The organism is Streptomyces sp. NPDC052301, assembly GCF_044593395.1.
Lineage (GTDB): Bacteria > Actinomycetota > Actinomycetes > Streptomycetales > Streptomycetaceae > Streptomyces.
On the sequence record NZ_JBIUBE010000005.1, the window covers coordinates 242750 to 268043 of the forward strand.

23 protein-coding genes and 2 tRNA genes are annotated in these 25294 nt (G+C 69.3%); 5 read left to right on the plus strand and 20 right to left on the minus strand.

The features are described from left to right. Positions 1-75: 75 nt before the first annotated feature. The 9 genes from rodA to ACIHEJ_RS15600 form a co-directional block, all read right to left on the minus strand. Positions 76-1272, minus strand: a complete 1197-nt coding sequence (rodA, locus tag ACIHEJ_RS15560; RefSeq protein ID WP_400135345.1) for a rod shape-determining protein RodA — start codon at positions 1270-1272, stop codon at positions 76-78. Beyond that, positions 1269-3527 carry a penicillin-binding protein 2 gene (gene mrdA / locus ACIHEJ_RS15565; RefSeq protein ID WP_400135346.1) on the minus strand — a complete coding sequence of 753 codons (2259 nt, stop codon included), beginning with the start codon at positions 3525-3527 and terminating at the stop codon, positions 1269-1271. The genes rodA and mrdA overlap by 4 nt, the downstream gene beginning before the upstream one ends. A 164-nt stretch (positions 3528-3691) precedes the next feature. Beyond that, positions 3692-4369, minus strand: coding sequence for a rod shape-determining protein MreD (mreD, locus tag ACIHEJ_RS15570; RefSeq protein ID WP_400135347.1), 678 nt, complete (start codon positions 4367-4369; stop codon positions 3692-3694). A 13-nt stretch (positions 4370-4382) separates the two neighbouring features. After that, positions 4383-5345 carry a rod shape-determining protein MreC gene (gene mreC / locus ACIHEJ_RS15575; protein WP_400135348.1) on the minus strand — a complete coding sequence of 321 codons (963 nt, stop codon included), beginning with the start codon at positions 5343-5345 and terminating at the stop codon, positions 4383-4385. Between the two features lie 173 nt (positions 5346-5518). After that, positions 5519-6538 (minus strand): rod shape-determining protein, encoded by a 1020-nt coding sequence (locus tag ACIHEJ_RS15580; protein ID WP_366014331.1) that lies wholly within the window; start codon positions 6536-6538, stop codon positions 5519-5521. A gap of 283 nt (positions 6539-6821) precedes the next feature. After that, a complete protein-coding gene (gene ndk, locus ACIHEJ_RS15585) occupies positions 6822-7235 on the minus strand; it encodes a nucleoside-diphosphate kinase (RefSeq protein ID WP_400135349.1) in 414 nt (137 codons plus the stop codon). 67 nt (positions 7236-7302) lie between these two features. Continuing rightward, complete coding sequence (locus ACIHEJ_RS15590; RefSeq protein ID WP_400135350.1) at positions 7303-7665, minus strand: DUF4233 domain-containing protein; 363 nt, start codon at positions 7663-7665, stop codon at positions 7303-7305. A gap of 9 nt (positions 7666-7674) precedes the next feature. Then, positions 7675-9189, minus strand: coding sequence for a bifunctional folylpolyglutamate synthase/dihydrofolate synthase (locus ACIHEJ_RS15595; protein ID WP_400135351.1), 1515 nt, complete (start codon positions 9187-9189; stop codon positions 7675-7677). 212 nt (positions 9190-9401) lie between these two features. After that, positions 9402-12026 (minus strand): valine--tRNA ligase, encoded by a 2625-nt coding sequence (locus ACIHEJ_RS15600; RefSeq protein ID WP_400135352.1) that lies wholly within the window; start codon positions 12024-12026, stop codon positions 9402-9404. Positions 12027-12163: 137 nt separating this feature from the next. Here ACIHEJ_RS15600 and ACIHEJ_RS15605 point away from each other — a divergent pair, with 137 nt between their 5' ends. Beyond that, on the plus strand, positions 12164-13168 hold the full coding sequence (locus ACIHEJ_RS15605) for a hypothetical protein (RefSeq protein WP_400135353.1): 1005 nt from the start codon (positions 12164-12166) through the stop codon (positions 13166-13168). Between the two features lie 319 nt (positions 13169-13487). Here ACIHEJ_RS15605 and clpX read toward each other — a convergent pair whose 3' ends face one another. The 5 genes from clpX to ACIHEJ_RS15630 all read right to left on the minus strand — a co-directional run bounded on the left by clpX (position 13488) and on the right by ACIHEJ_RS15630 (position 18316). After that, positions 13488-14774: an ATP-dependent Clp protease ATP-binding subunit ClpX gene (clpX, locus tag ACIHEJ_RS15610; protein WP_014672712.1), complete on the minus strand. Its 1287-nt coding sequence runs from the start codon at positions 14772-14774 to the stop codon at positions 13488-13490. Positions 14775-14943: 169 nt separating this feature from the next. After that, positions 14944-15609, minus strand: a complete 666-nt coding sequence (locus ACIHEJ_RS15615) for an ATP-dependent Clp protease proteolytic subunit (RefSeq protein WP_400135354.1) — start codon at positions 15607-15609, stop codon at positions 14944-14946. 66 nt (positions 15610-15675) lie between these two features. Beyond that, entirely contained in the window at positions 15676-16281 is a 606-nt protein-coding gene (locus ACIHEJ_RS15620; protein WP_400136111.1) for an ATP-dependent Clp protease proteolytic subunit, read from the minus strand. A 380-nt stretch (positions 16282-16661) separates the two neighbouring features. Continuing rightward, the gene (gene tig, locus ACIHEJ_RS15625; RefSeq protein WP_400135355.1) at positions 16662-18032 is read right to left on the minus strand and encodes a trigger factor; all 1371 of its coding nucleotides are present in this window, start codon (positions 18030-18032) and stop codon (positions 16662-16664) included. Positions 18033-18239: 207 nt separating this feature from the next. Continuing rightward, positions 18240-18316 (minus strand) — tRNA-Pro (locus tag ACIHEJ_RS15630). Positions 18317-18477: 161 nt separating this feature from the next. On the opposite strand from ACIHEJ_RS15630, the gene ACIHEJ_RS15635 reads away from it, so the two are divergent. After that, positions 18478-18548 (plus strand) — tRNA-Gly (locus ACIHEJ_RS15635). A gap of 176 nt (positions 18549-18724) precedes the next feature. Here ACIHEJ_RS15635 and ACIHEJ_RS15640 read toward each other — a convergent pair. From ACIHEJ_RS15640 to ACIHEJ_RS15650, 3 genes are all read right to left on the minus strand, one after another. Next, entirely contained in the window at positions 18725-19192 is a 468-nt protein-coding gene (locus tag ACIHEJ_RS15640; protein WP_400135356.1) for a hypothetical protein, read from the minus strand. After that, positions 19183-19665 (minus strand): hypothetical protein, encoded by a 483-nt coding sequence (locus ACIHEJ_RS15645; RefSeq protein ID WP_400135357.1) that lies wholly within the window; start codon positions 19663-19665, stop codon positions 19183-19185. The genes ACIHEJ_RS15640 and ACIHEJ_RS15645 overlap by 10 nt, the downstream gene beginning before the upstream one ends. Positions 19666-19892: 227 nt before the next feature. Next, entirely contained in the window at positions 19893-20390 is a 498-nt protein-coding gene (locus tag ACIHEJ_RS15650; RefSeq protein ID WP_400135358.1) for a hypothetical protein, read from the minus strand. A gap of 281 nt (positions 20391-20671) precedes the next feature. Here ACIHEJ_RS15650 and ACIHEJ_RS15655 point away from each other — a divergent pair, with 281 nt between their 5' ends. Continuing rightward, positions 20672-21328, plus strand: coding sequence for a hypothetical protein (locus ACIHEJ_RS15655; protein WP_400135359.1), 657 nt, complete (start codon positions 20672-20674; stop codon positions 21326-21328). Positions 21329-21338: 10 nt separating this feature from the next. Here ACIHEJ_RS15655 and ACIHEJ_RS15660 read toward each other — a convergent pair whose 3' ends face one another. Continuing rightward, the gene (locus ACIHEJ_RS15660; protein WP_400135360.1) at positions 21339-21587 is read right to left on the minus strand and encodes an SCO4226 family nickel-binding protein; all 249 of its coding nucleotides are present in this window, start codon (positions 21585-21587) and stop codon (positions 21339-21341) included. A 493-nt stretch (positions 21588-22080) separates the two neighbouring features. After that, complete coding sequence (locus tag ACIHEJ_RS15665) at positions 22081-22275, minus strand: hypothetical protein (RefSeq protein ID WP_400135361.1); 195 nt, start codon at positions 22273-22275, stop codon at positions 22081-22083. A gap of 533 nt (positions 22276-22808) precedes the next feature. Between ACIHEJ_RS15665 and ACIHEJ_RS15670 the strand changes: the two genes are divergently transcribed. Next, on the plus strand, positions 22809-23897 hold the full coding sequence (locus ACIHEJ_RS15670; protein WP_400135362.1) for an acyltransferase family protein: 1089 nt from the start codon (positions 22809-22811) through the stop codon (positions 23895-23897). Here the strand turns inward: ACIHEJ_RS15670 and ACIHEJ_RS15675 are convergent. After that, entirely contained in the window at positions 23894-24385 is a 492-nt protein-coding gene (locus tag ACIHEJ_RS15675; RefSeq protein WP_400135363.1) for an HD domain-containing protein, read from the minus strand. The genes ACIHEJ_RS15670 and ACIHEJ_RS15675 overlap by 4 nt on opposite strands. A gap of 97 nt (positions 24386-24482) precedes the next feature. Between ACIHEJ_RS15675 and ACIHEJ_RS15680 the strand changes: the two genes are divergently transcribed. After that, positions 24483-25145, plus strand: coding sequence for a GNAT family N-acetyltransferase (locus tag ACIHEJ_RS15680; protein ID WP_400135364.1), 663 nt, complete (start codon positions 24483-24485; stop codon positions 25143-25145). The last annotated feature ends 149 nt before the right edge of the window (positions 25146-25294 follow it).

Consider the following 25294-nt stretch of genomic DNA (forward strand, 5'->3'; position numbering starts at 1 on the left):
GAGGCGGATCGGCGCGGCAGAGGTCATCCCGGGTGAATGGCGAGAAACCTCCCGTCATCCACCCGGCGAACGCCCTCAGGCCGACAGTGGCCGCTGCACCTTGATCGACTGCAATAGCCCGATCGCCACCCAGACGGCGAACATCGAGGAGCCTCCGTACGACACGAACGGCAGTGGGAGGCCGGTGACCGGCATGATGCCGAGGGTCATGCCGATGTTCTCGAACGACTGGAAGGCGAACCAGGCGACGATCCCGGCGGCGACGGTCGTCCCGTACAGCTCGGTCGAGTCGCGCGCTATGCGGCAGGCGCGCCACAGGACGACGCCGAGCAGGAAGATGATCAGGCCGGCGCCGAGGAAGCCGAGCTCCTCCCCCGCGACCGTGAAGACGAAGTCCGTCTGCTGCTCGGGCACGAACTGGCCGGTGGTCTGCGAGCCGTGGAAGAGTCCCGCCCCGGTCAGGCCGCCGGAGCCGATGGCGATGCGGGCCTGGTTGGTGTTGTAGCCGACGCCCGCCGGGTCCAGGCTCGGGTTGGCGAAGGCCGCGAAGCGGTTGATCTGGTACTGGTCCAGGACGTGCAGCTGCCAGATCGCGATGCAGCCGATCACGCCGGTGGCGAGCAGGCCGAAGATCCAGCGGTTGGAGGCGCCGGAGGCGAGCAGCACGCCGAGGACGATCGCGACCATGGCCAGCACCGAGCCGAGGTCGGGCATGAGCAGCAGGATCAGGACCGGCACGGCGGCCAGGCCCAGGGACTGCAGCACCGTCCGGTGGTCGGGGTGCGGCTTGTCGCCGGCGTCGACCCGCGCGGCCAGCAGCACCGCCATGCCCAGGATGATCGTCACCTTGAGGAACTCGGCGGGCTGGAGCGAGAAGCCTCCGATGACGAGCCAGTTGCGCTGGCCGTTGATCGTGGCGCCGAGCGGGGTGAGGACGACGAGGGCCAGCAGGACCGACAGGCCGTAGAGCATCGGTACGGCGTTGCGCAGGGCGCGGTGGCCCAGCCAGACGGTGCCGATCATCAGGGCGAGCCCGATGCCGAGGTTGATCAGGTGCCGTTCCAGGAAGAAGTACGGGTCGCCCTGGTTGATCTCGGTGCGGTTGCGGGTCGCCGAGAACACGAGCAGGGAGCCCAGCAGGGACAGCGCGGTGGCCGCGAGCAGTATCGGCCAGTCGAGCCGCCGGGTCATCGAGTCGCGGGCGAAGAGCCGGGTCCAGCCGGCCCGCGCGGGGCCGTACCCGGAGACGGAGAAGCTGTTCACGCCGGTCATGAGGGCATCCTCCGGCTTCCCCTCGTGCGGTTCTTCCGTTGCCGCCTGCGGGTGTCGCGGTTGCCCGTGGTGGGCGAGGGCGAGGTGGCGGGCTGCTGGTCGGTGCCGTTGCTGGGGTTGTTCTTCTGGAGGGTCTCTGCGTCCTTCGCGGGGTCGCCGGAGACCTTCGGGGCGTCGATGGTGCCGTCCTTGCGGACCTTCGGCAGGCCCTTCTGGGGCTCGGGCAGCAGTGCCTTCTTGTTGTCGATGGAGCCGTCGCCCTGGACTCCGTAGAGCGCGCTGTAGATGTTGCGGACGGCCTCACCGGAGGCTCCGGAACCCGTACCGGCCTGGGCGATCGTCATGATCACCGTGTAGTCCTTGGAGTAGGTGGCCAGCCAGGACGTGGTCTGCTTGCCGTAGACCTCCGCGGTACCGGTCTTGCCGTGCAGGGGGATCTTGTTCTGCGGCCAGCCGCCGAACTTCCATGCGGCGGTACCGCGGGTGATGACGCCGGCGAAGGCGTCGTCCATGCCCTTGAGGGTGGCCTGGGTGACCGGCAGCTTGCGCTGCACCTTGGGCTTGATCTCCTTCACGCTCTTGCCGTCGGGGCTGATGATCGCCTTGCCGATGGTCGGGAAGTACTCGGTGCCGCCGTTGGCGACGGCGCCGTAGATCATCGCCTCCTGGATCGGCGTGACGAGGGTGTCGCCCTGGCCGATGGAGTAGTTGATCTCGTCACCCTCACGCATCTTGTTGCCCTCGAGGCAGTTCTCGTAGGCGATCTTCTCGACGTAGGAGCCGTTCTTCTTGCCGGTCTTGCACCAGGCGTCCTTGTTGGCCTTCCAGTAGTTCAGCTTCCACTGGCGGTCGGGGACGCGGCCGGTGACCTCGTTGGGCAGGTCGATGCCGGTCTCCTTGCCGAGGCCGAACTGGTGGGCGGTCTTGAAGAAGTAGTCCTTCGGCTGGCCCTTCTTGGGGTTGATGCCGCCGTCCCGCTTCCACTCCCTGTCGGCGAGGCCGTAGAAGACGGTGTCGCAGGAGACCTCCAGGGCGCGGCCCAGGGAGATGTCGCCGAAGTTCTCGCCCTCGAAGTTCTTGAAGACCTGGCCGCCGACCGAGTACGAGCTGGTGCACGGGTAGCCGCCGTCCCACTCGTAGCCGGCGTTGACCGCGGCGGCCGTGGAGACCACCTTGAAGGTCGAGCCGGGGGCCGCCTGGCCCTGTATGGCCCGGTTGAGCAGCGGGTAGTCGGAATCCTTGCCGGTGAGGGCCTTGTAGTCCTTGGCTGAGATGCCGCCCACCCACACGTTGGGGTCGTAGGTGGGCGCCGAGGCCATGGCGACGATCCGTCCGGTCTTGGCCTCCATGACGACGACGGCGCCGGAGTCGGCCTTGTAGTTCTCGCCGGTGATCTTGTCGTACTGCTGGCGGGCGACCTTCATCGCCTTGTCCAGCTCGTACTCCGCGACGCGCTGGACCCGGGAGTCGATGCTCGTGACCAGGTTGGAACCGGGCTCGGCCGCGTCCGACTTGGCCTTGCCGATGACCCGGCCGAGGTTGTCGACCTCGTAGCGGGTGACGCCGGCCTTGCCGCGCAGCTCCTTGTCGTACTCCCGCTCCAGGCCGGAGCGGCCGACCATGTCCGAGCGCAGGTACGGCGAGCTGGTGTCCTTGGCCTTCTGGATCTCGTCGTCGGTGACCGGCGAGAGATATCCGAGGACCTGCGCGGTGTTGGACTTGCCCGGGCCCGCGTAGCGGCGCACGGCCTCGGGCTCGGCGGTGATGCCGGGGAAGTCCTCGGAGCGCTCGCGGATCTGCAGGGCCTGCTTGGGAGTGGCCTCGTCGGTGATCGGGATCGGCTGGTACGGCGAGCCGTTCCAGCACGGCTGGGGGGTCTTCGCGTCGCACAGCCGGACCTTCTGCCTTACGTCCTCGGGCTTCATGCCGAGGACGCCGGCCAGCTTGGTCAGGACGGCCCTGCCGTCGTCCTTCTGCTTGAGCAGGTCGGTGCGGGAGGCGGAGACCACCAGACGGGTCTCGTTGTCGGCGAGGGGGACGCCCCGGGCGTCCAGGATGTCGCCGCGCACGGCCGGGTCGACGACCTGCTGGACGTGGTTGCCGGACGCCTCCTTCTGGTACTCGGCGCCCTGGCGGATCTGCAGGTACCAGAGCCGGCCGCCGAGCGTGCCGAGGAGGGAGAGGACGAGGATCTGGATGACGACGAGCCGGATCTGGACCCGTGGGGTCCGACCGGTCTCGGGGATGTTGGTCACTGCGGCTGCCTCCCCCTCTCAGTGCATGGATGCGTCGGCGCGTACGAATGATGAACGATCAGGCTGTGAACGCACGTTCCGCGACAGCCGACCCGTTCGGGTGAATGTCCGGCTGTCCGTCCGGATGCGCGTCCGGCCGTCCGGCCGCGTGAACTCGCCCGTGCTCACAGCCGCTTGACCCCCTTGATGCGGCCGACCCGCGCCGAGCGGGTGCGGGCCTTCGCCTTCAGCGCGCCGAGGCCGCTCCGCTGGCTGCCGATGCGCAGGCCGGTGCCGGAGGACAGCCAGCCGGAGGAGATGTCGCCCGCCTTGCCGGCGGGACCGTTCTCGGCGAGCGGGTCGTTGTCGCAGCGGCGGGCCAGCCACATCACCGCGGGGACCACGAACGGGCCCAGCAGCAGGTCGTACAGGGCGGCCGAGAACAGCAGTCCGGGCAGACCGACATGGCGGGCGGCGGTGTCACCGACCAGGGCGCCCACCCCGGCGTACAGCAGCGTGGAGCCGAGGGCGGCGGCGACCACGACGGCCATCGGGCCGGTCGCCGACCTCAGGCGGCCGTTCTCCGGCTTGATGAGCCCGGCGAAGTAGCCGGTCACGCACAGCACGAGGGCGTAGCGGCCGGCCGCGTGGTCGGCGGGCGGGGCGAGGTCGGCGAGGAGTCCCGCGCCGAAACCGACGAGGGCGCCGCCGACATGGCCGTACACCATCGCGAGACCCAGGACGGTGAGCAGCAGCAGGTCGGGGACGGCGCCCGGCAGGTGCAGGCGGGCGAGGACGCTCACCTGGATCACCAGGGCGACGACGACCAGCGCGGACGAGAGCAGGATCCGGTTGACACGCATGGGGATTCAGCTCCTACTGCTGCTGGTCGTCGGCGTTGGCGTTGGCGTCGGAGTTGGGATCGGCACCGGCCGACGGGGTCACGGTGACCGTCACCGTCGGTGTCGGGACCGGCTTCGGCTTGGTCGGCAGAACCTCGTCGCGCGGGTCCTTCTTCGGGACCTGGACGACCACGCCGACGATGTCGAGCTTGGTGAAGCTGACGTACGGGGTGACGTAGAGGGTCCGGGTGAGGCCGCCGTTGGACGGGTCGACGCGGGAGACCACACCGACCGGCACGCCCGGCACGAACGGCTTGTCGGCCTGCGAGCCGAAGGTGACGAGCCGGTCGCCCTTCTTCACCTCCGCCTTGCCGTTGAGCAGTTCCACGCGCAGCGGGCGGTCGCCCTGCCCGGAGGCGAAGCCGAGTTCGTCGCTGCCTTCCATGCGGGCGCCCACCGTGAAGTCCGGGTCGTTGGCGAGCAGCACGGTGGCGGTGTTCGGGCCGACGGTGGTGACCCGGCCGACCAGGCCGTCGCCGTTGAGGACGGTCATGTCCCGCTTGATGCCGTCGTCGGCGCCGACGTCGATGGTGATGGTCCAGGAGAAGCCCTGCGCCGACCCTATGGCGATGACCTGGGCGCCCTTGATGCCGTACTGGCCCTCGCCGGCGAGCTTCAGCGTCTTCTGGAGCTGGTTCAGCCGGCTGCGGTTGCGGTCGTCGCTGCCGAGCTTGGCCTTGAGGGCCGCGTTCTCCTTCTCCAGGGCGGCCAGCCGGTCGTGCCGGCTGCCGGAGTCACGGATCGCGGAGACGGCGTCGCCGACCGGGTCGACCGCCGAGGACAGCCCGTTCTCCACCGGGCCGAACACCGCGGCCGCGGCCTGCCGGGCGCCGTCGACCGGGGAGTTCCGGCCTCCACGGATGTCCACGGTGATCAACGCGAATGCGATGGCGACCAGCAGGACCAGGAGCAGCCGGCTCTCTTTCGTGTCCCTCACGTGCGGCGGCCGTGCCCTTCCTCGATAGGAATTCGTAAGCCCTGTGGGGGGTGTACCGGCGCGATGCGCGCGACGCACCCCCAAGGGGCCCAATTGCGGGAGCTTATGCCTCTATATCAACGATCCGCCGCACGAGAGGAGAACGTCTCGTACGGCGGAATCGAAAAGTTGCGTCATCTGCGCGGCTGGGCGTCCAGGACCTGCTGGAGCGCCTCGAACTCCTCGACGCACTTCCCGGAGCCGAGCGCGACGCTGTCCAGCGGGTCCTCGGCGATGTGGATCGGCATCCCGGTCTCGCGGCGCAGCCGCTCGTCGAGGCCGCGCAGCAGGGCTCCGCCGCCGGTCAGAACGATTCCGCGGTCCATGATGTCGCCGGACAGCTCCGGCGGGCACTTGTCGAGGGTCGTCTTGACCGCGTCGACGATCGCGTTGACCGGTTCCTCGATCGCCTTGCGGACCTCGGCGGCCGAGATGACGACGGTCTTCGGCAGCCCGGACACCAGGTCCCGGCCACGGACTTCGGTGTGCTCGTCGGCGTCGAGCTCGTACGCCGAGCCGATCGTGATCTTGATCTGCTCGGCCGTCCGCTCACCCAGCAGGAGGCTGTACTCCTTCTTGATGTACTGGATGATCGCGTTGTCCAGTTCGTCGCCCGCGACGCGGATGGACTGGGCGGTGACGATGCCGCCGAGCGAGATGACCGCGACCTCCGTGGTGCCACCGCCGATGTCCACCACCATGTTGCCCGTGGCCTCGTGGACGGGCAGGCCGGATCCGATGGCGGCGGCCATGGGCTCCTCGATGATGTGCACCTGGCGGGCGCCGGCCTGGGTGGACGCCTCGATGACCGCACGGCGCTCGACACCCGTGATGCCCGAGGGCACACAGACGACGACCCGCGGACGAGCCAGGTAGCGCCGCTTGTGGATCTTCAGGATGAAGTAGCGGAGCATCCGCTCGGTGATCTCGAAGTCGGCGATCACGCCGTCCTTCAGCGGACGCACGGCGACGATGTTGCCCGGGGTCCGGCCGATCATCTTCTTCGCTTCCGCGCCGACCGCGAGGATCCCACCGGTGTTGGTGTTGATCGCGACGACGGACGGCTCGTTCAGTACGATCCCGCGACCCCTGACGTACACCAGCGTGTTGGCGGTCCCGAGGTCGACAGCCATGTCACGGCCGATGAACGACATTGAGTTCCCCATCCGGATTCATCTGGCCTTCCCGAGCTTTTGAGGGCATGTCAGGACGGCGAGGCGGGTGCTGTGACGTGAAGGCTTCCATCGTAAACGCGCCTGCACGAACACTGCGCGAGGGTCTCCGCCATTGTCACCAGATGGCGGGCCGCCTCGCTTGTGGAGACGGGCGTTCGGGGGCGCTCGTTCCCTCGATCGCCGGTACTCATGCCGGCGAAGTCAGGTCCGGGTGCCGGTCACGCGGGCGCGCCGGACCCCGGACCGTCGGCTGCGCCGGGCGTCACCCGCGGCCGGGGAAGAAGATCTTCACCTCGCGCTCGGCGGACTCCTCGGAGTCGGAGGCGTGGATCAGGTTCTCGCGGACGATCACGCCGTAGTCACCGCGGATGGAACCGGGCGCGGCGGCGATCGGGTCGGTCGGGCCGGCGAGCTGGCGCACGCCCTCGATGACCCGCTCGCCCTCGACGATCAGCGCGACGACCGGGCCGGAGGACATGAACTCCACCAGCGGCTCGTAGAACGGCTTGCCGACGTGCTCGGCGTAGTGCTGCTCCAGCGTGGCGCGGTCCAGGGTGCGCAGCTCCAGCGCGGTGATCTGCCAGCCGGCCTTGCGCTCGATCCGGCCGATGATCTCGCCGGTCAGGCCGCGACGGACGGCGTCGGGCTTGAGCAGGACGAGGGTGCGCTGGGTCACGGGAGGACTCCTTCTGAGGGGCGTCTGCGGTGGTGGGACGAGGTTACAGGGCGTGCCCGAGCGCCCGTTACGCAGCGTCAGGTGTGGAGGAGGCGGAGTCCGCCTGCGCGGCGAATCTGGCCTTCGCCTCGTCCACCTTCCTCCCGAAGTGCACCGACGCCCACCACAGCGCCGCGAACACCGCGCCCATGAAGTACATGGTGGGGACGAAGACGCCGGAGGCGATCAGCGCGATCTGCAGGGCCCAGCCGAGGGCCACGCCGCCCGGCCGGGTCACCATGCCGCACAGCAGCACGCACAGCAGCATGGCGATGCCGCTGACCAGCCACACCGTCGACGTCGACAGGTTCGGGTCCTTCATGGCGACGAGCCCGGCGAAGCCGATGATGAAGAACTCGCCGATCAACGTCGATGCACAGAGCGTACGCATGGTGGATCCTCAGCCCCTTCCCAGCAGCAGCCGGGCCTCGCCGACCGTGATGACGGAGCCGGTGACCAGGACGCCACCGCCCGCGTACTCGCCCTCCTCCTCGGCCAGCGTGATCGCGGCCTCCAGGGCGTCCGGCAGCCGCGGCTCGACCTGCACGCGCTCCTCGCCGAACACCTCGACGGCGATCGCGGCCAGCTCGTCCGCGTCCATGGCGCGATGGCTGGAGTTCTGGGTGACGACGATCTCGGCGAAGATCGGCTCGAAGGCCTCCAGCAGCCCGCGCACGTTCTTGTCGCCGCTCGCGCCGACCACACCGATCAGCCGGCTGAAGTCGAACGCCTCGCCCACGGCCTCCGCGGTGGCCACGGCACCCGCCGGGTTGTGCGCGGCGTCCAGCACGATCGTGGGAGAGCGCCGTACGACCTCCAGGCGGCCCGGCGAGGACACGGCGGCGAAGGCCTTGCGGACGGTGTCGATGTCCAGTGGCTGTGCGCGCTGTGCGCCGACGCCGAAGAACGCCTCCACGGCGGCGAGGGCAACGGCCGCGTTGTGCGCCTGGTAGGCGCCGTGCAGCGGGAGGTACACCTCGGGGTACTCGCCGCCGAGGCCGCGCAGGGTGAGCAGCTGCCCGCCGACGGCGACCTGCCGGGCGACGACGCCGAACTCCAGCCCCTCCCGGGCCACGGTGGCGTCCACCTCGACGGCCTTCTTCAGCAGCACCTGCGCCGCGTCGACCGGCTGCTGGGCCAGGATGACCGTCGCGTCCTGCTTGATGATGCCGCTCTTCTCGCCGGCGATCTCCGCGGGCGTCTCACCGAGGCGGTCGGTGTGGTCCAGGGCGATGGGCGTGACGACCGCGACGTCGCCGTCGATCACGTTGGTCGCGTCCCAGGAGCCTCCCATGCCGACCTCGACGACGGCGACGTCCACCGGGGCGTCCGCGAAGGCCGCGTACGCCATGCCGGTGAGCACCTCGAAGAAGGACAGCCGGTACTCCTGCTGCCCGTCGACCATCTCGACGTACGGCTTGACGTCCTGGTACGTCTCGATGAACCGCTCGGCGGAGATCGGGGCGCCGTCCAGGCTGATCCGCTCGGTGATCGACTGCACGTGGGGGCTGGTGTAGCGGCCGGTGCGCAGCTCGAAGGCGCCGAGCAGGGCCTCGATCATGCGGGCGGTGGAGGTCTTGCCGTTGGTGCCCGTGATGTGGATCGAGGGGTACGACCGCTGCGGCTCGCCGAGGACGTCCATCAGCGCGGAGATGCGGCTGACGGAGGGCTCCAGCTTGGTCTCGCCCCAGCGGGTGGCCAGCTCGGACTCGACCTCGCGCAGAGCCTTGTCGACCTCCGGGTCCTCGGGGCGGACCGGTACGTCTGCCTGCGGCGGGCCGCCCTGGGTGCGCAGGGTGCGGCTGCCTGCCTCGATCACCGCGAGGTCGGGGTCGCGGGTGGTTTCCTCAGAGATGATCTCGTCGAAGCCGTCGAGGGGGTCGGGCTGGTCGTTCTCGTGCGGGAGGTCGCTCACAGGGTCAGTCTACGGACCGGCGGTGACAAAGGGTGCGGTGGCTGGGTGCGCCTGCCGAAGGGGGTGGCCGGGCTCACGGGCGGGTGCGGGCCGCGGGTCGTTTCGCGCGCCCACGCGGCGCAGCCGCAGGCCGGGCACGGCCCCGCGCCCGTCCGGACGCCGAAGGCCCCCGGTGCTCGAACGCACCGGGGGCCTTCGGCCACGTGGGACGACTACGCCTGCGGCAGGCGGTCCAGCTGGGCGGTGATGCGGGCGATGTCCTCCTCGGCCTTGGCCAGGCGCGTGCGGATCTTGTCCACCACGTTCTCCGGGGCCTTGGCGAGGAACGCCTCGTTGCCGAGCTTGGCCGTGGCCTGGGCCTTCTCCTTCTCCGCGGCGGCAAGGTCCTTCGCGAGACGCTTGCGCTCGGCCGGCACGTCGATCGTGCCGGACAGGTCGAGCGCGACCTCGGCACCGGCGACCGGGAGGGTGGCCGTGGCCGTGAAGGAGTCGCCCTCGGGCTGGAGGCGGAGCAGGTTGCGGATGGCCGCCTCGTGCGGGGCCAGCGCCGTACCGTCCAGGGTCAGCCGGGCCGGGACCCGCTGGCCGGGCTGGAGGCCCTGGTCGGCGCGGAAGCGGCGGACCTCGGTGATGACCGACTGGAGGGTCTCGATCTCCCGCTCGGCGGCCTCGTCACGGAAGCCGCTGCCCTTCGGCCACTCGGCGACGACGACCGACTCGCCGCCGGTGAGGGTGGTCCACAGGGTGTCAGTGACGAACGGGACCACCGGGTGCAGCAGCTTCAGCGTGACGTCCAGGACCTCGCCCAGGACGCGCTTGCTCGCCTCGGCGGCCGCACCGCCCGCCTGGAACGTCGTCTTGGACAGCTCGACGTACCAGTCGAAGACCTCGTCCCACGCGAAGTGGTACAGCGCGTCCGACAGCTTGGCGAACTGGAAGTCGTCGTAGAACGCGTCGACTTCGGCGACGGTCTTGTCGAGGCGGGACAGGATCCAGCGGTCGGTCGCGGACAGCTGCTCCGGGTCGGGCAGCGGGCCCTCGACCGTCGCGCCGTTCATCAGCGCGAAGCGGGTCGCGTTCCAGATCTTGTTGGCGAAGTTCCGGGACGCCTGGACCCAGTCCTCGCCGATCGGCACGTCGGTGCCGGGGTTGGCGCCGCGCGCCAGGGTGAAACGGACGGCGTCGGAGCCGTACTTGTCCATCCAGTCCAGCGGGTCGACGACGTTGCCGAAGGACTTCGACATCTTCTTGCCGCGCTCGTCGCGGACCAGGCCGGTCAGGGCGATGGTCTTGAAGGGGACCTCGCCGTCCATGGCGTACAGGCCGAACATCATCATCCGGGCGACCCAGAAGAAGATGATGTCGTGGCCGGTGAGCAGGACGTCGGTCGAGTAGAACTTGCGCAGGTCCTCGGTCTGTTCGGGCCAGCCGAGCGTGGAGAACGGCCACAGGCCCGAGGAGAACCAGGTGTCGAGGACGTCGGTGTCCTGGTGCCAGCCCTCGCCGGCCGGCGGCTCCTCGTCGGGTCCGACGCAGACGACCTCGCCGTCCGGGCCGTACCAGACCGGGATGCGGTGGCCCCACCACAGCTGGCGCGAGATGCACCAGTCGTGCATGTTGTCGACCCAGTCGAAGTACCGCTTCGACATGTCCTCGGGGTGGATCTTGACCCGGCCGTCACGGACGGCGTCACCGGCGGCCTTGGCCAGCGGGCCGACCTTGACCCACCACTGCATCGACAGACGCGGCTCGATGGTGGTCTTGCAGCGGGAGCAGTGGCCCACGCTGTGGACGTACGGCCGCTTCTCGGCGACGATCCGGCCCTGGGAGCGCAGCGCCGCGACGATGGCGCTGCGCGCCTCGAAGCGGTCGAGGCCCTGGAAGGGGCCGTGCGCGGTGATGACGCCGCGCTCGTCCATGACCGTGATGGACTCCAGGCCCTGACGCTGGCCGATCGCGAAGTCGTTCGGGTCGTGGGCCGGGGTGACCTTGACGGCGCCGGTGCCGAACTCGGGGTCGACGTGGGTGTCGGCGACGACCGGGATGCTGCGGTCGGTCAGCGGCAGCTTGATGCGCTTGCCGACGAGGTGCTTGTAGCGCTCGTCGTCGGGGTGGACGGCGACGGCCGTGTCACCGAGCATCGTCTCGGCGCGGGTGGTGGCGACGACGAGGGTCTCGTCGCCCTCGCCGTACTTGATGGAGACGAGCTCGCCGTCGTCCTCCTGGTACTCCACCTCGATGTCGGAGATGGCCGTCAGGCAGCGCGGGCACCAGTTGATGATGCGCTCGGCGCGGTAGATCAGCTCGTCGTCGTAGAGCTTCTTGAAGATGGTCTGGACGGCCTTGGACAGGCCCTCGTCCATGGTGAAGCGCTCGCGCGACCAGTCGACACCGTCACCGAGGCGACGCATCTGGCCGAGGATCTTGCCGCCGTACTCCTCCTTCCACTGCCAGACGCGCTCGACGAACTCCTCGCGGCCCAGGTCGTGGCGGGACTTGCCCTCCTCGGCGAGCTGCTGCTCGACCTTGTTCTGGGTGGCGATGCCGGCGTGGTCCATGCCGGGCAGCCACAGCGCCTCGTGGCCCTGCATGCGCTTGCGGCGCGTGAGGGCGTCCATGAGCGTGTGCTGGAAGGCGTGGCCCAGGTGGAGCGAGCCGGTGACGTTCGGCGGCGGGATGACGATGGTGTACGCCGGCTTGTCGCTCTTGGCGTCCGCCTCGAAGTAACCGCGCTCTACCCAGCGCTCGTACAGCGGCCCCTCTACATCGGCCGGCGCGTACTGGGTCGGCAGTTCGGAGTCGGGCGCGGGTGGCTGCTGCTGAGCGTTCTCGGTCACGGGGGTCAGTTTAGAGGTGTCACGGGGCGGTCCCGAAACGCGTTTGTTGTGTAACGGTGCGGCCCCCGGTGCCGTGCGGTTTCCGGGCCTGGTCCAGGATGTCAGGAACACATAAGCGTCCTAGGGGGAACCCAGAAATGAGCAACAACCAGCCGGGCCCGTACGGCCAGCCGCCCCAGCAGCCGGGTCCCTACGGCCAGCCGGGGCAGCCGGGTCCGTACGGCCAGCCGGGGCCCTACGGCCAGCCGGGCCAGCCGGGCCCGTACGGCCAGCCGCCGCAGGCTCCGCAGCCCGGCTACGGCTACCCCCAGCAGGCGCCTCCGGCCCCGCCGCAGGGCTACGGCTACCCGCAGCAGGGCGTGCCGCCGCAGCCGAACCCGTACGGCCAGCAGCAGGCCCCCTACGGCCAGCAGCCCTACGGCATGCCGCAGGCACCGGCTCCGGCCGGGGGCAAGAAGAAGACGGGCCTCATCATCGGCGCGGTGGCCGTGGTGGCGGCCGTGGCGGTGGCGGTGGCCTTCGCGGTGGGCAGCGGGGGCGGCGGCACCAGCGTCGCGGACGACGGCCCGCACAAGCTGATCACGCCGGCGACGGTGATCAACGGGGAGTACAAGAAGGACGACTCCGCCGGTGACTCCAAGGTGAGCGACGACGACCTCAACGACTTCAAGAAGGTCGGCGTCCAGGACGCGAAGGGTGTCGCCGCCGGCTACAAGGCCGGTACCGGCCTCACTGCCAAGAGCCTGTTGTTCGAAGGCGCCTACGGCACCATCAAGGACCCGGAGGCGGCCGTCGACGCGATGTTCGCCAAGATGAAGACCGAGTCCGAGAAGAAGAGCAACACCAGCAGCGACGAGAAGGTCAAGGGCAAGCTCGTCGGCGCCCCGCAGAAGTTCGAGCCGTCCGGCTTCAGCAACGGCATCATGAAGTGCCAGGAGAGCCAGGTCACGAACGACGGCGGTGCCACGTCCGGCATGCCGAAGACCATGGCCGTGCCGATCTGCATCTGGGGCGACCACAGCACCATCGCGATGACCATGTCGTTCGACATCGCGGGCCTGGCCAGCGGCAAGGGCGCGAGCATGCAGGACCTGTCGGACACGGCCGCGAAGCTGCGCAACGACGTCCGCGTCAAGGCTTGACACAACGCGTCTTCGACGATCAAGGGGCCATCGGCCGACACCGTCGGCAACGGTCTCCCTCAGTGGTGCGTCCCGTCGCCTTCGGGCGGCGGGACGCAGTGCTTCGAGGGCCGCGGCAGCGGGGACGCCGCAGGTCGAACGCCCTGCCCCGTACGACCGTGGCGACGGAAGCGACTGGTACAGCTGGGGCCTGTAAGGGCAGTCCGGCCGGCACGGGTTCGGTCGGTCGGTCGGTCCGCGAGCAGTTCACGCAGAACGCTCGGCTGGGGTCTCCCAGCCGAGCGTTCTGCGTGCGATCATCCTGACCGGTCCGCTGCCGTCAGGCCGTCTTCTGCTCCCCCGACCCCCGCCCCCGGGCGTCCCTCGGGATCAGGGTCGGGTTGACGTTGGAGAGGACCACGTCGGCGGTGATGACCACGCGGGCCACGTCCTTGCGGGACGGCACCTCGTACATCACGCCCTGGAGGACCTCCTCCATGATGGCGCGCAGGCCGCGGGCGCCGGTCTGGCGGAGGATGGCCTGGTCGGCGATGGCCTCCAGCGCCTCGCGCTCGAAGTCCAGCTCCACGCCGTCGAGTTCGAAGAGGCGCTGGTACTGCTTGACCAGCGCGTTGCGGGGCTCCACCAGGATCTTCAGGAGCGCTTCGCGGTCCAGGTTGTGGACCGAGGTGATCACCGGCAGGCGGCCGATGAACTCCGGGATCATGCCGAACTTCACCAGGTCCTCCGGCATGACGTCCTCGAAGACGTCCTTGGCCTCCAGCTCGCGCTTGGAGAGGATCGTCGCGCCGAAGCCGATGCCCTTGGCGCCGGCCCGGGCCTCGATGATCTTCTCCAGGCCGGCGAAGGCACCGCCCACGATGAACAGGACGTTCGTCGTGTCGATCTGGATGAACTCCTGGTGCGGGTGCTTGCGGCCGCCCTGGGGCGGGACGGAGGCCGTGGTGCCCTCGAGGATCTTCAGCAGCGCCTGCTGGACGCCCTCGCCCGACACGTCACGGGTGATCGACGGGTTCTCGCTCTTGCGGGCCACCTTGTCGATCTCGTCGATGTAGATGATCCCCGTCTCGGCCTTCTTGACGTCGTAGTCCGCCGCCTGGATCAGCTTCAGGAGGATGTTCTCGACGTCCTCGCCGACGTAGCCCGCTTCCGTGAGCGCCGTCGCGTCGGCGATCGCGAACGGGACGTTCAGCATGCGCGCCAGCGTCTGCGCGAGGAGGGTCTTGCCGGAGCCCGTGGGGCCCAGCAGGAGGATGTTGGACTTCGCCAGCTCGATGGCGTCGTCACGGCCGCTGGCGCCGCCGTTCTCGCCCGCCTGGACCCGCTTGTAGTGGTTGTACACCGCGACGGAGAGGGCCTTCTTGGCGGCCTCCTGGCCGACCACGTAACCCTCGAGGAACTCGTAGATCTCGCGGGGCTTGGGCAGCTCCTCCCAGCGCACCTCGCTGGTCTCCGCGAGCTCCTCCTCGATGATCTCGTTGCAGAGATCGATGCACTCGTCGCAGATGTACACACCGGGCCCTGCGATGAGCTTCTTGACCTGCTTCTGGCTCTTGCCACAGAACGAGCACTTGAGCAGATCGCCGCCGTCACCGATGCGTGCCACGGTGTGCTTCCCCTTCGCCTGGGAGACGACTGGACACTGAGATCCAGCGGCTCCTGGTGCTGCCTTATGTCCGACGGTACCTTGCCGGGCCCGGTGTTCGGGCCCCCCTTGGCAGGGTTCACTTTGACGTGTGCCCTGCCAAGAGGGGTAGAGAGTGTGCCTCTCCGGGTCAGCGGACCTCGGAGTTGTTCAGCTTGCGGGTGGAGATGATCTGGTCGACGAGGCCGTACTCCAGCGCCTCCTCGGCCGTGAGGATCTTGTCGCGCTCGATGTCCTCGCGGATCTTCTCGATCGGCTGGTTCGAGTGCTTGGCCAGCATGCTCTCCAGCTGGTCACGCATTCGGGTGAACTCCTTGGCGATGATCTCCAGGTCGGAGAGCTGACCGCGGCCGGTGGAGCCGGCCGGCTGGTGGATCAGCACGCGGGAGTTGGGCAGCGCCATGCGCTTGCCCGGCGTACCGGCGGCGAGCAGGATGGCCGCGGCGGAGGCCGCCTGGCCCATGCAGACCGTCTGGATGTCGGGCTTCACGAACTGCATCGTGTCGTAGATCGCCGTCAGGGCGGTCATGTCGCCACCGGGGCTGTTGATGTAGATCGAGATGTCCCGGTCCGGGTCCATCGACTCCAGGCACAGCAGCTGCGCCATGACGTCGTTGGCGGAGGCGTCGTCGATCTGGACGCCCAGGAAGATCACGCGCTCCTCGAAGAGCTTCGCGTACGGGTCGTACTCGCGGATGCCCTGGGAGGTGCGCTCGACGAAGCGCGGGATGACGTAGCGGCTGTCGGGGCGGGGCCCTTCGTACATGCCGCTGGCGGCGCCGGGGAAGTTGCTCATGGGGTGTTCACCGTCCTGGTGGCGTTCTGGGGGCTTCGGTCTCGGTGGGTGGCGCGGCCGGGCCGGTCAGGCACCGGTGCCGCCGCCTCCCGGAACACCCGAGGCGTGCGTGATGATCTCGTCAATGAGACCGTACTCCTTGGCCTCTTCCGGGGTGAACCAGCGGTCGCGGTCGCCGTCGCGGATGATCGTCTCGACCGTCTGGCCGGAGTGCCGCGCGGTCAGCTCGGACATGCGCTTCTTGGTGCGCAGCAGGTACTCGGCCTGGATCTTGATGTCCGAGACCGTGCCGCCGAGGCCCGCGGAGCCCTGGTGCATCATGATGTCCGCGTGCGGCAGCGCGAAGCGCTTGCCGGCGGCGCCACCGGTGAGCAGGAACTGGCCCATCGAGGCGGCCATGCCCATGGCGATGGTGACCACGTCGTTCGGGATGTACTGCATGGTGTCGTAGATCGCCATGCCGGCCGTCACCGAGCCACCGGGGCTGTTGATGTAGAGGTAGATGTCCTTGTCCGGATCGGCGGCAAGGAGCAGCAGCTGTGCGGTGATCTTGTTGGCGATGTCGTCGTCAACCTGCTGGCCGAGGAAGATGATCCGCTCGTTGAGCAGCCGGTTGTAGACCTGGTCGCCGAGGCCACCACCGATGGAAGGCTCGCCGGCGGCTGAAGGCATCAGATTCGTCACGTATCCACCTGCTCGTCTTACGACGGCGCCGGGCCGTCTCACGTCGTCCTGCCGGAGGCTGGGCGGGGGGTTTCAGGAGACTCCCCTGCCCCCGTACTCATGGACCCTAACGCTCAGGCAGCTTCGGGGAATCCCGGGAATGGGAGTGTTCGCCGGGGGCGTAGCGCTCCGCGGCTGGCCGGGTGCGGTTCGTGGGGGGCGCCTCCGGGCGTGGGTCCGCCGTGGCCTGTCGCGCTCACGCGGCGGAGCCGCACGAAGACACGGTCCCGCGCCCCTGGGGCCGGCCGGGCTGCCCGGAGACGGCAGGGGCCCCCGGGAGACACTCCCAGGGGCCCGTCGTATGCGCTTCAGAGGCGCCGTGGGGCCGCTCAGCCCTCGGCGTTCTCCTCGGAGGTCTCCGACGCCTCGGCGGCCTCGGTCTCCTCCTCCTCGTCGTCCAGGTCGACGATCTCGCCGTTGGTGTCCTTCACCGTGGCGGCCTCGACCACGACGGCCAGGGCCTTGCCGCGGGCGACCTCGCCGACGAGCAGCGGCACCTGGCCACCCTCGACGACGGCCTGGGCGAACTGGTCGGGGGACATGCCGGAGGAGGCCGCACGCCGCATGAGGTGCTCGGTGAGCTCCTCCTGGTTGACGTTCAGCTGCTCCTTCTTGACCAGCTCGTCCAGGACGAACTGGGTCTTGATGCCCTTGACCGCGGCCTCGCGGGTCTCGGTCTCGAACTCCTCGGCGGTCTTGCCCTGGATCTCCAGGTACTTGTCGAGGGTGAGGCCCATCTGGCCGAGCTGGTGGTGCTCCAGGTTGTGCTTGCGGGTGTTGATCTCGTCCTCGAGCAGCTTCTCGGGGACCGGGACCTCGACCAGCTCGAGGAGCTTCTCCAGGACGCGCTCCTGGGCCTGGGTGGCCTGGTCGAACTGCTTCATGTTGGCCAGGCGCTTGCGGCTGTCGGCCTTCAGCTCGTCCAGGGTGTCGAACTCGGAGGCGAGCTGCGCGAACTCGTCGTCCAGCTCGGGCAGTTCACGCTTGGCGACCTGGGTGACCTTGACGGTGACCTCGGCCTCCTTGCCCGCGGCGGAGCCGCCCTTCAGCTCGGAGGTGAAGGTGCCCTCCTCGTCGGCGGACAGGCCCTTGACGGCGTCGTCGATGCCGTCGAGGAGCTCACCGGAGCCGATGGTGTAGGAGACGCCGTTGGCGATGCCGTCCTCGAGGACCTCGCCGTCGACCTTGGCCTCGAGGTCGATGGTGACGACGTCGCCGTCCTCGGCGGCACGCTCCACCGGGGAGGTGGAGGCGAAGCGCTCGCGCAGCTGCTCGACCGACTTCTCGACGTCCTCGTCGGTGACCTCGACGGCGTCGACCTCGACCTCGATGCCGGAGTAGTCCGGGATCTCCAGGGCCGGACGGACGTCGACCTCGGCGGTGAAGTTCAGCGTCTCGCCGTCCTTCAGCTCGGTGATGTCGACCTCGGGCTGGCCCAGCGGGCTCAGCTCGGCCTGGTTGACCGCCTCGGTGTAGAACTTCGGAAGCGCGTCGTTGACCGCCTCCTCCAGGACCGCACCGCGGCCGAACCGCTGGTCGATGACGCGGGCCGGGATCTTGCCCTTGCGGAAGCCCTTCACCGTGACCTGCTGGTTGATCTTGCTGTACGCCGCGTCGAGGCTGTCCTTGAGCTCCTCGAAGGGCACCTCGACAGTGAGCCGAACCCGGGTCGGGTTCAGGGTCTCCACGGCGCTCTTCACGGTTCGGTCTCCTTGTGGCTGACTTCTTGGTTTCTGCCGGAGCCAGACTGGTCCGGCGGATGTTGCCGCCCGGAGGAGTTCGTAGGCCGAGTGGGCCGGGACACACGGGCGCGCAGCTTGCATAGTAACCTCAGCCGGTCAGCGCCCCAAAAGGCGATCACCACGGCGCGGTGTCACGGTGCCGTGAGCCGGTGGGCTGCGAGCCGGTGGTCGGGGTGGCGGGATTTGAACCCACGGCCTTCCGCTCCCAAAGCGGACGCGCTACCAAGCTGCGCCACACCCCGTCTGGTGCGACACGTAGGGTACATGCCCCGGCCGGTCGCGTCGGCCGTATTGCTCGAGGGCGGCACGCGGGACGGCCCGACGGTCAACTCGTTGGCCTCGGCGGCGGCCGACCCGCTACGATGCGTGCAGTGCCGCGGTCACCGACCTGCGGCGCCGTTGTGCGGGCGTAGCTCAATGGTAGAGCCCTAGTCTTCCAAACTAGCTACGCGGGTTCGATTCCCGTCGCCCGCTCTGGATGCCGAAGGCCCAGGTAGGAGGACGATTCCTCTCCCTGGGCCTTCCGCCGTTCCGGGGCCGCTCAGCCCTCCGTGTCCCCCGCGTGCCCCTTCGGCCGGGGACGCCGCTTCAGAGCGTTCACGATCACCGCGTCCACACCGTCAGCGATCAGCCGTGGCCCAGCCGGGTCATCAGCTCACGCGTGCCGGCGTTCGTCCGGGACGCCAGGGTGTTGCCGGTGTGCCGTAGATCATGGAAGCGAAGGCCTTTGATGCCAGCCTCGGCACAGGCCTTGGCCACAGCCCGTCGAAGTGGTTCCGGCGAGGTGTGGCGCCCTTGGCCCCGACGAAGACCCGGCCGTCAGCACCGGGCTCCGCGAACTGCCTCATGTGGTCGATGACGACCGGCGTGATCGAGCGCGGGATGGCCACGGACCGCTTGCCCGCCTCGTTCTTGGGCGCCTTGTAGATCCACTTGCCGTCGCTCAGTTCCGACACCGAGCCGCGCACCCGGATCATGCCCGCTTCCAGGTCGATGTCCCGCCGGCGCAGGGCGACCAGCTCACCCCGGCGCAGGGCGCAGAACGCGCCGATCAGCACCAGGGCTCGAAGGACGGGCGCACGCGCCCGCCACCAAAGATTCCACCGGACTAGGACCACCGCTTGATGATCTTTGCCGGACGCTCCGGGGCCGGCCACACCTGGATACGGATCTTCTCAGTGGTCTCGGGGCTCTCGTCAGAGTCGACGTCGGCCTGAGCCGCCCGAGCCAAGTTGCTCCGGGAGACGCGGACGCGGTTCCAGCCTCTCGGGACCTCGAACGTCGCCGCATCGGGGGCGTAGTCGGTGCAGCCCAGAACCATCAGGCGGCCCAACGACACATCGAGGCCGGCCTCAACGACGTGATCGAATTCCGAGCTGTCATCACTCGGCTCCTGAGGCAGGACGACGACGGTGACGGATACGTTGACATTGACCGACGTGCCGATTCCCAGCGCATCCGGCGCAACCGCGAGGTGATCCGCAACGGCCTGGTCGGTCCACGCGTCGCTCAGATCACCGTCCGAATCCGCATCGGATACGTGTATCTGGAAGTAGTCGGCGAAGAGGGTGAGCTCTGTCGTTGTGGTCATGGCGGCACAGTGCCACGCAGCACTGACAGCCGGAGATGCGGTAGTCGTCCAGTTCTAGCTTCGTACGGGCGCCCTCCTTGTCGGCCGGCGCCCCGCCTTGCCTCGGTCATTTCAGACTCCACCGACCTCGAATGGGTACCTGCTCACGGCAGGTGAGGCCGGGTCGGCACCCCGTGACGGCGATCTGTGCGAAGTCGAGGAGGTGGCGCCCCAGAACGCGGACCGCGTTATCCGCGGACCGACGCGAGGCCGCCGACAAGGAAGCATGCGAGGGATGTGACGGGCCCCAGCCACTCCGGGAGCCCGAGCGTGCTGCGCCTTTCGAAGCCATGTCCGGCTCTCGGGACGGCGGCGTCGCGGCGGCGCAGCAACTCCTGCGCGACGGTGTCCCGCTTGGCCTTGCCCGTCAGAGGAGCGGCGTCGAGTGCAACCACCGGCAGGCGGCCGTATCCGGACACGACAAGGGTGAGGGCGGTCCGCCCCTCCAGTGCCGTGATCAGGTGGTAGGGGACGAGGTAGTACGTGAATATGTTGTTCACCCGAAGGCGGTCCTGCCCGAACGATACGTAAGGGCTCAGGAACAGCCGCCAGACCATGTACATGCCGATCAGCATGGGAGCCAGCGGGATCAGGCGCGTCAGCCACGAGCCGGTCACGGCCGCGTTCTCCTGGACCACCACCTGCAAGGTCACCATCGCTGCCTGTCCTGCGACGGCCAGCACCACCTTGGGGGTTCTTCTGATCCTCGCCACTGAGCCGGTTCCTTCGTCGTGTCCCGGAAAGCCCCACCCCGCCCCTCGGATCGGGCGGGGCGAGAACCCTACTGGATCCGCCGGGCCGGACCAGCCCCCCGTGCTCCCACGCGCCCTTTCGGCCGGTGCCGCTCCGGCACAGGCGATCCATGGTGTCCGCGACCCGTGACCGCCCCTCCTCCCGCTTGCCACACCGCGCGTGCCATACTCCGGACGCATCTGAATTGAACGCGTTCAAAAGCGGGGGGTTGGCCATGGAGGGACAGCAGGGAGTGTCCGCCCGTCAGTGGGGCTGGGCCGTGGCGGGGGCCGTGGCCGCAGGGGCGGCGATGGTCCTGGGGCTCTTGATCTCCCCCTTCGTTGTCGGGCTCTTCCTGGTCGGCGCGGTAGCGGCCGCCGTGCCGCTCCTGATGCGAGCGGCACCGAGGGCGTTCGCACGGCTCTGCCTCGCCATCGGCGCGTTCCTGCTCGCCTGGGCGCTGATCGGCGCCGTCATCGGCATGTTCCTGTTTCTTCCAGCGGCCCTGTCGCTGCTGGTCGCGGCCTTCGTGGAGGCCGGCAACCGCCCAGGTGCACGGTGGGCGGTGACGGTGGCCCTCGCCGCCGCGGCGGTCTTCACGTCGGCCGTCCTTTCGCCGGACCCGGACGACGAACCGCCCCCGTACTTCAAGGCGACACTGGACTCCGCCAGCCGGGACCGTGACCGAGAGTTCCATGAGCGCGTGGACCGGCTGCGTGACTTCGGAGCCACCCGGACCGAGGTGTACGAGATGGCCGGGCGTCTCGAACTCAACGTGGACATGCCCGAGAGCTTCCCCGGAGGACAGAGCCAGGACAGGCTCAGGGAGGAGATCGACCGGCTCCCAGGCGTCGTCGAGGTCCGCCTCTGCACGTTCTACACCTGCGATTGACGAAACGCGGTCACACGGTCAGGGGGACCGGGTGGATCTCGTCGGCTCGGTGGCCGGCGCGTTCGTGGATGCGCTGGACCGCGTCGGCCGAGGGAGCCTCGGAGAGGCAGTAGACGGTGCCGGACTCCGGGTCCGCCCAGGCCTTCTCGAAGTGGACGCCTTCTTCCTTCTCGATGGCGAGATCGGCCCTGTGGGCCTGCAGCAGCTGGTCGGCCGTGAGGCCCTTCATCCCGTGGTGGACATCCATGAACTGGGGCATGGCGTCGCGCCTCCTCCCGACTGTCGCGTCCTGCGCCGCCGGATCGCCGGCCGGCTCCGTCATGTCCATCGTGTGCCCGCACCAGCGGGACGGCGACCGTGCGGGTCGGCGCGGACCGCGGTCACGCTGTGGGCAGGTCGGCTCCGGGCCGCTCGTCACGACCGACGGCGACGGCGGCGACGGCCGCCGCCACCAGCGGCACCGGTGCCGTCGTACCGGCTCGGCGGGCCGCCCGGCGGGAGCGGGTTCCGGGGTGGACGCCCGGTCGGGCGGCCGGCCCTCGCCGACGAGGCGCAGGAGCTCGTCAGGGGTCGGGCGGGACGTGGGCTGCTGCTCCGGGCAGGAGCGGATGAAGGGGAGCAGGGCGTCCGGGACGCCGGTGGCGTCGGGCCCGGCCTCGGCGACGCGGGTCGCCGTCGGCCCGAGCCGTGCGGCGCCACGCTCTTGCTCCGCCCGTCGTTTCCGTCGTTCAGCCTCAGCCGGTCCCCCAGGGTCAGAACCTGATCGAGTTGATGGACTCCGCTATCGAGTTCAGGAACCGGTTGATGGAGGGTGCCATGCCGGTCGAGGCGAGGAAGAAGCCGAAGAGGATCGCGACGATGGCGGGACCCGCCTTCATGTTCCCCCCTCTGATGAGCACCACCAGGATGATCGCCAACAGAAGCACCACGGACAGTGAAATGGCCACAACTGATCACACCCTCGGTCGGTCCGCTCTCCCGGCCCGGGGGTACGGCCCGCGCACCCCCGCCAGAACCATCGTGCCACCAACCGGCCCGCCGTATGCGGCCCGTGACGCAACGTCGGGCGCCGGACCGGGGCGGACGGCACTGCGCACAGCAATTCGACAGCTTGCCCGCGCGTGACTCCCCGAGGAATTACGCGACTTCGTTTCTGTCTCCACACATCCCGTGCGCAGGTAATTCGAATTGATGACACAGAGACGCCGTATGCCCCATTTAGTCGGGATGAATCGGGACATCGAGGGTGAACTGATGACCCTCACGTGCCCACCATCACGTAGACAGCGAAGGCCTGTTCTGTAAATCACGGGGTACCCGGACGGGATAACCAGGAATCACTGCGGGAGTTTTACGAAATCCCACAGACGACGCTAGGGTGCCTGAGATGTTTGACGCCGCCTCGTCCCCCGGCCAGAACCGCAGGCCGCTCCCCCCGGCACAGTCGCCGGTGGACGGAGTGCCCGGTCCGCGTACCCCGATGAGCGCGCAGAAGGGACAGGCGAAGGCGGACAGACCCGGCAAACAACGCGACGCGTTCTTCGACAACGCCAAGTACCTTGCGATCGTGCTCGTCGCGATGGGTCACTCCTGGGAGCCGCTGAAGGGCGACAGCCGGATCCTGGAGGCCGTGTACACCGTCGTGTACACGTTCCACATGCCGGCGTTCATCCTCATCTCCGGCTTCTTCTCGCGCAGTTTCGACATGCGCCCGGACCGGCTGAAGCGCCTGATCACCGGGGTCGCGGTGCCGTACGTCCTGTTCGAGACGGCGTACCCGCTCTTCAAGAACCTCGTCACCGGCTCCCACGAGGAGATCAGCCTCCTCGACCCCTGGTATCTGACCTGGTTCCTGGTGGCCCTGTTCGTCTGGCGGCTGACGACGCCGATCTGGAAGCTGGTGCGCTGGCCGCTGCCGCTGGCCCTCGGCATCGCCATGCTGGCGAGCGTCACCCCGAACATCGGCGACGACCTCGACCTGCAGCGTGTCCTGCAGTTCCTGCCGTACTTCGTGCTCGGCCTGTGCATGAAGCCCGAGCACTTCCGGCTGGTGCGCCGCCGCTCGGTGCGGATCGCCGCGGTCCCGGTGTTCGCGGCGGCGCTGGCGATCGGCTGGTGGGCGGTGCCGCGCATGAACACCGCGTGGTTCTACCACCGTGACTCCGCGCAGGAGCTGGGCGCCCCCTGGTGGTGCGGTCCGGTGATGACGCTCGCGCTGATGGGCTGTTCGCTGCTGCTGACGGCCTGCTTCTACTCCTGGGTGCCGGGCCGGAAGATGTGGTTCACGGCGCTCGGCGCGGGCACCCTGTACGGCTATCTGCTGCACGGCTTCCTGGTGAAGCTCGCCGACTACCGGGGCTGGTTCGACCACGCCTGGCTGCACCACCCGCTCGGCGAGATCACGGTGACCCTCCTCTTCGCCGCGACGGTCACGGTGCTGTGCACCAAGCCCGTGCAGCGGGTGTTCCGCTTCGCGATGGAGCCGCGGATGGAGTGGGCGTTCAAGCAGGACGCCGCCCAACTCGCCCGCGAGCGTCAACGCACGGAGCGGGAGAAGGTCAGCGCCTAGCTCTCACCGCTCACGACCGGCCCGAGACCGAGAAGGGCGCGCATGTGCGCGTACTTCTCGGTCAGTCGTTTCCGGGTCGGTCCGGGCAGCAACGCCAGCCGCTCCGGGTCGGCGTTGTGCGCCAGGTCGGCCTCCTTCACCAGCAGCGCCCCCGGGGTGGCGAGGATCCGCCGCGCATACGCCCCCGGCTCCTCCCCCGGCCGCTTGGTGAGGGCGTCCACGATCGCCTTGGTGCGCGCGGTCAGCGCGGCGCCCGCCAGCCACTCCTCGCTGAGCGCGGCGTCCTCGACGGAGTCGTGCAGCCAGGCCGCAGCGAGCTGCTCCGGGTCCCCACCGCGGACGCGCACGCCCTCGGCGACGGCCGCGAGGTGCTCGGCGTACGGCCGTCCGGCCTTGTCGGTCTGTCCCGCGTGGGCGGCCCGGGCGAGGGCCTCGACCTCGGCGGGGGTGAGCGTCTCGGGTGTCTCGGTCACGGGTGTGTCGGTCACCCGCCGAGTCTCTCCCGAACTCCCTCGCATGCGCACCGACCTTCATGCTGTAATGACTGCAATAGCCTGACGCCTATTACCAGTTCAGGGAGGGGCTGTGCCTTTCAGTACCACCGCCGAGGCGGTACGCGCGTGGGTCGAGGGATGGGCCGTGTCACGCGGTGCGGCCGAACCGACAGCCCAGCCTTGGGGGTTCACCGTCGACGTGGGCCTGGCCAAGGAGGTGGCCCGGCATGTCCTGACCGCCGCCGACGAGGCGACCGTCCGCAAGCTGGCCGAGAACACCGCCGTCGCCGCTGTCCCCCTCAAGGTGTTCGTACCGCCTCAGACCCTGAAGGCCTGGCTGCCGCCGGACTGGGTCCTCCTCGACGGCCACGCCGTGCTCATGGCCGCCTCGCTGAGCGCCGTGGAGGCCCCGCCCGGCCTCCCCGACGGCTACCGGCTGCGCAGCTGGCACCGGGCCGACGTCACCCGCGTGGTGGTGCGCGCGGCCGACGGCGCCTTCGCCGCGCGCGGGCAGATCGCGGTCACCGGCGAGACCTCCGTGGTCGACCAGGTGGAGACGGACCCGGCTCATCAGCGCCGGGGGCTCGGGCGCGTGGTGATGGGGACGCTCGCCGAGGCCGCGGCCCGCGGGGGCGCGCGGGCGGCCGTCCTGGGCGCGACCGAGGAGGGCCGGGCCCTGTACGAGGCCGTGGGCTGGAAGGTGGTGGCTCCGCTGAGCGCGGCCGTCCGGGGCACTCGGGAGGGCGGGGCGTAGGTCCTCCGACGGTGCGGAGCCCGCACCGCGAGCGCGGGGACGCAGGACCGCGACGACGGAGGCCCGGACCCACGACGGCGGGGCCGCAGGCAGTCGTCGGCCGGCGCACAGGTCCGCGACGCCCCGTGCCGGCAGCGCAGGACCGCGAC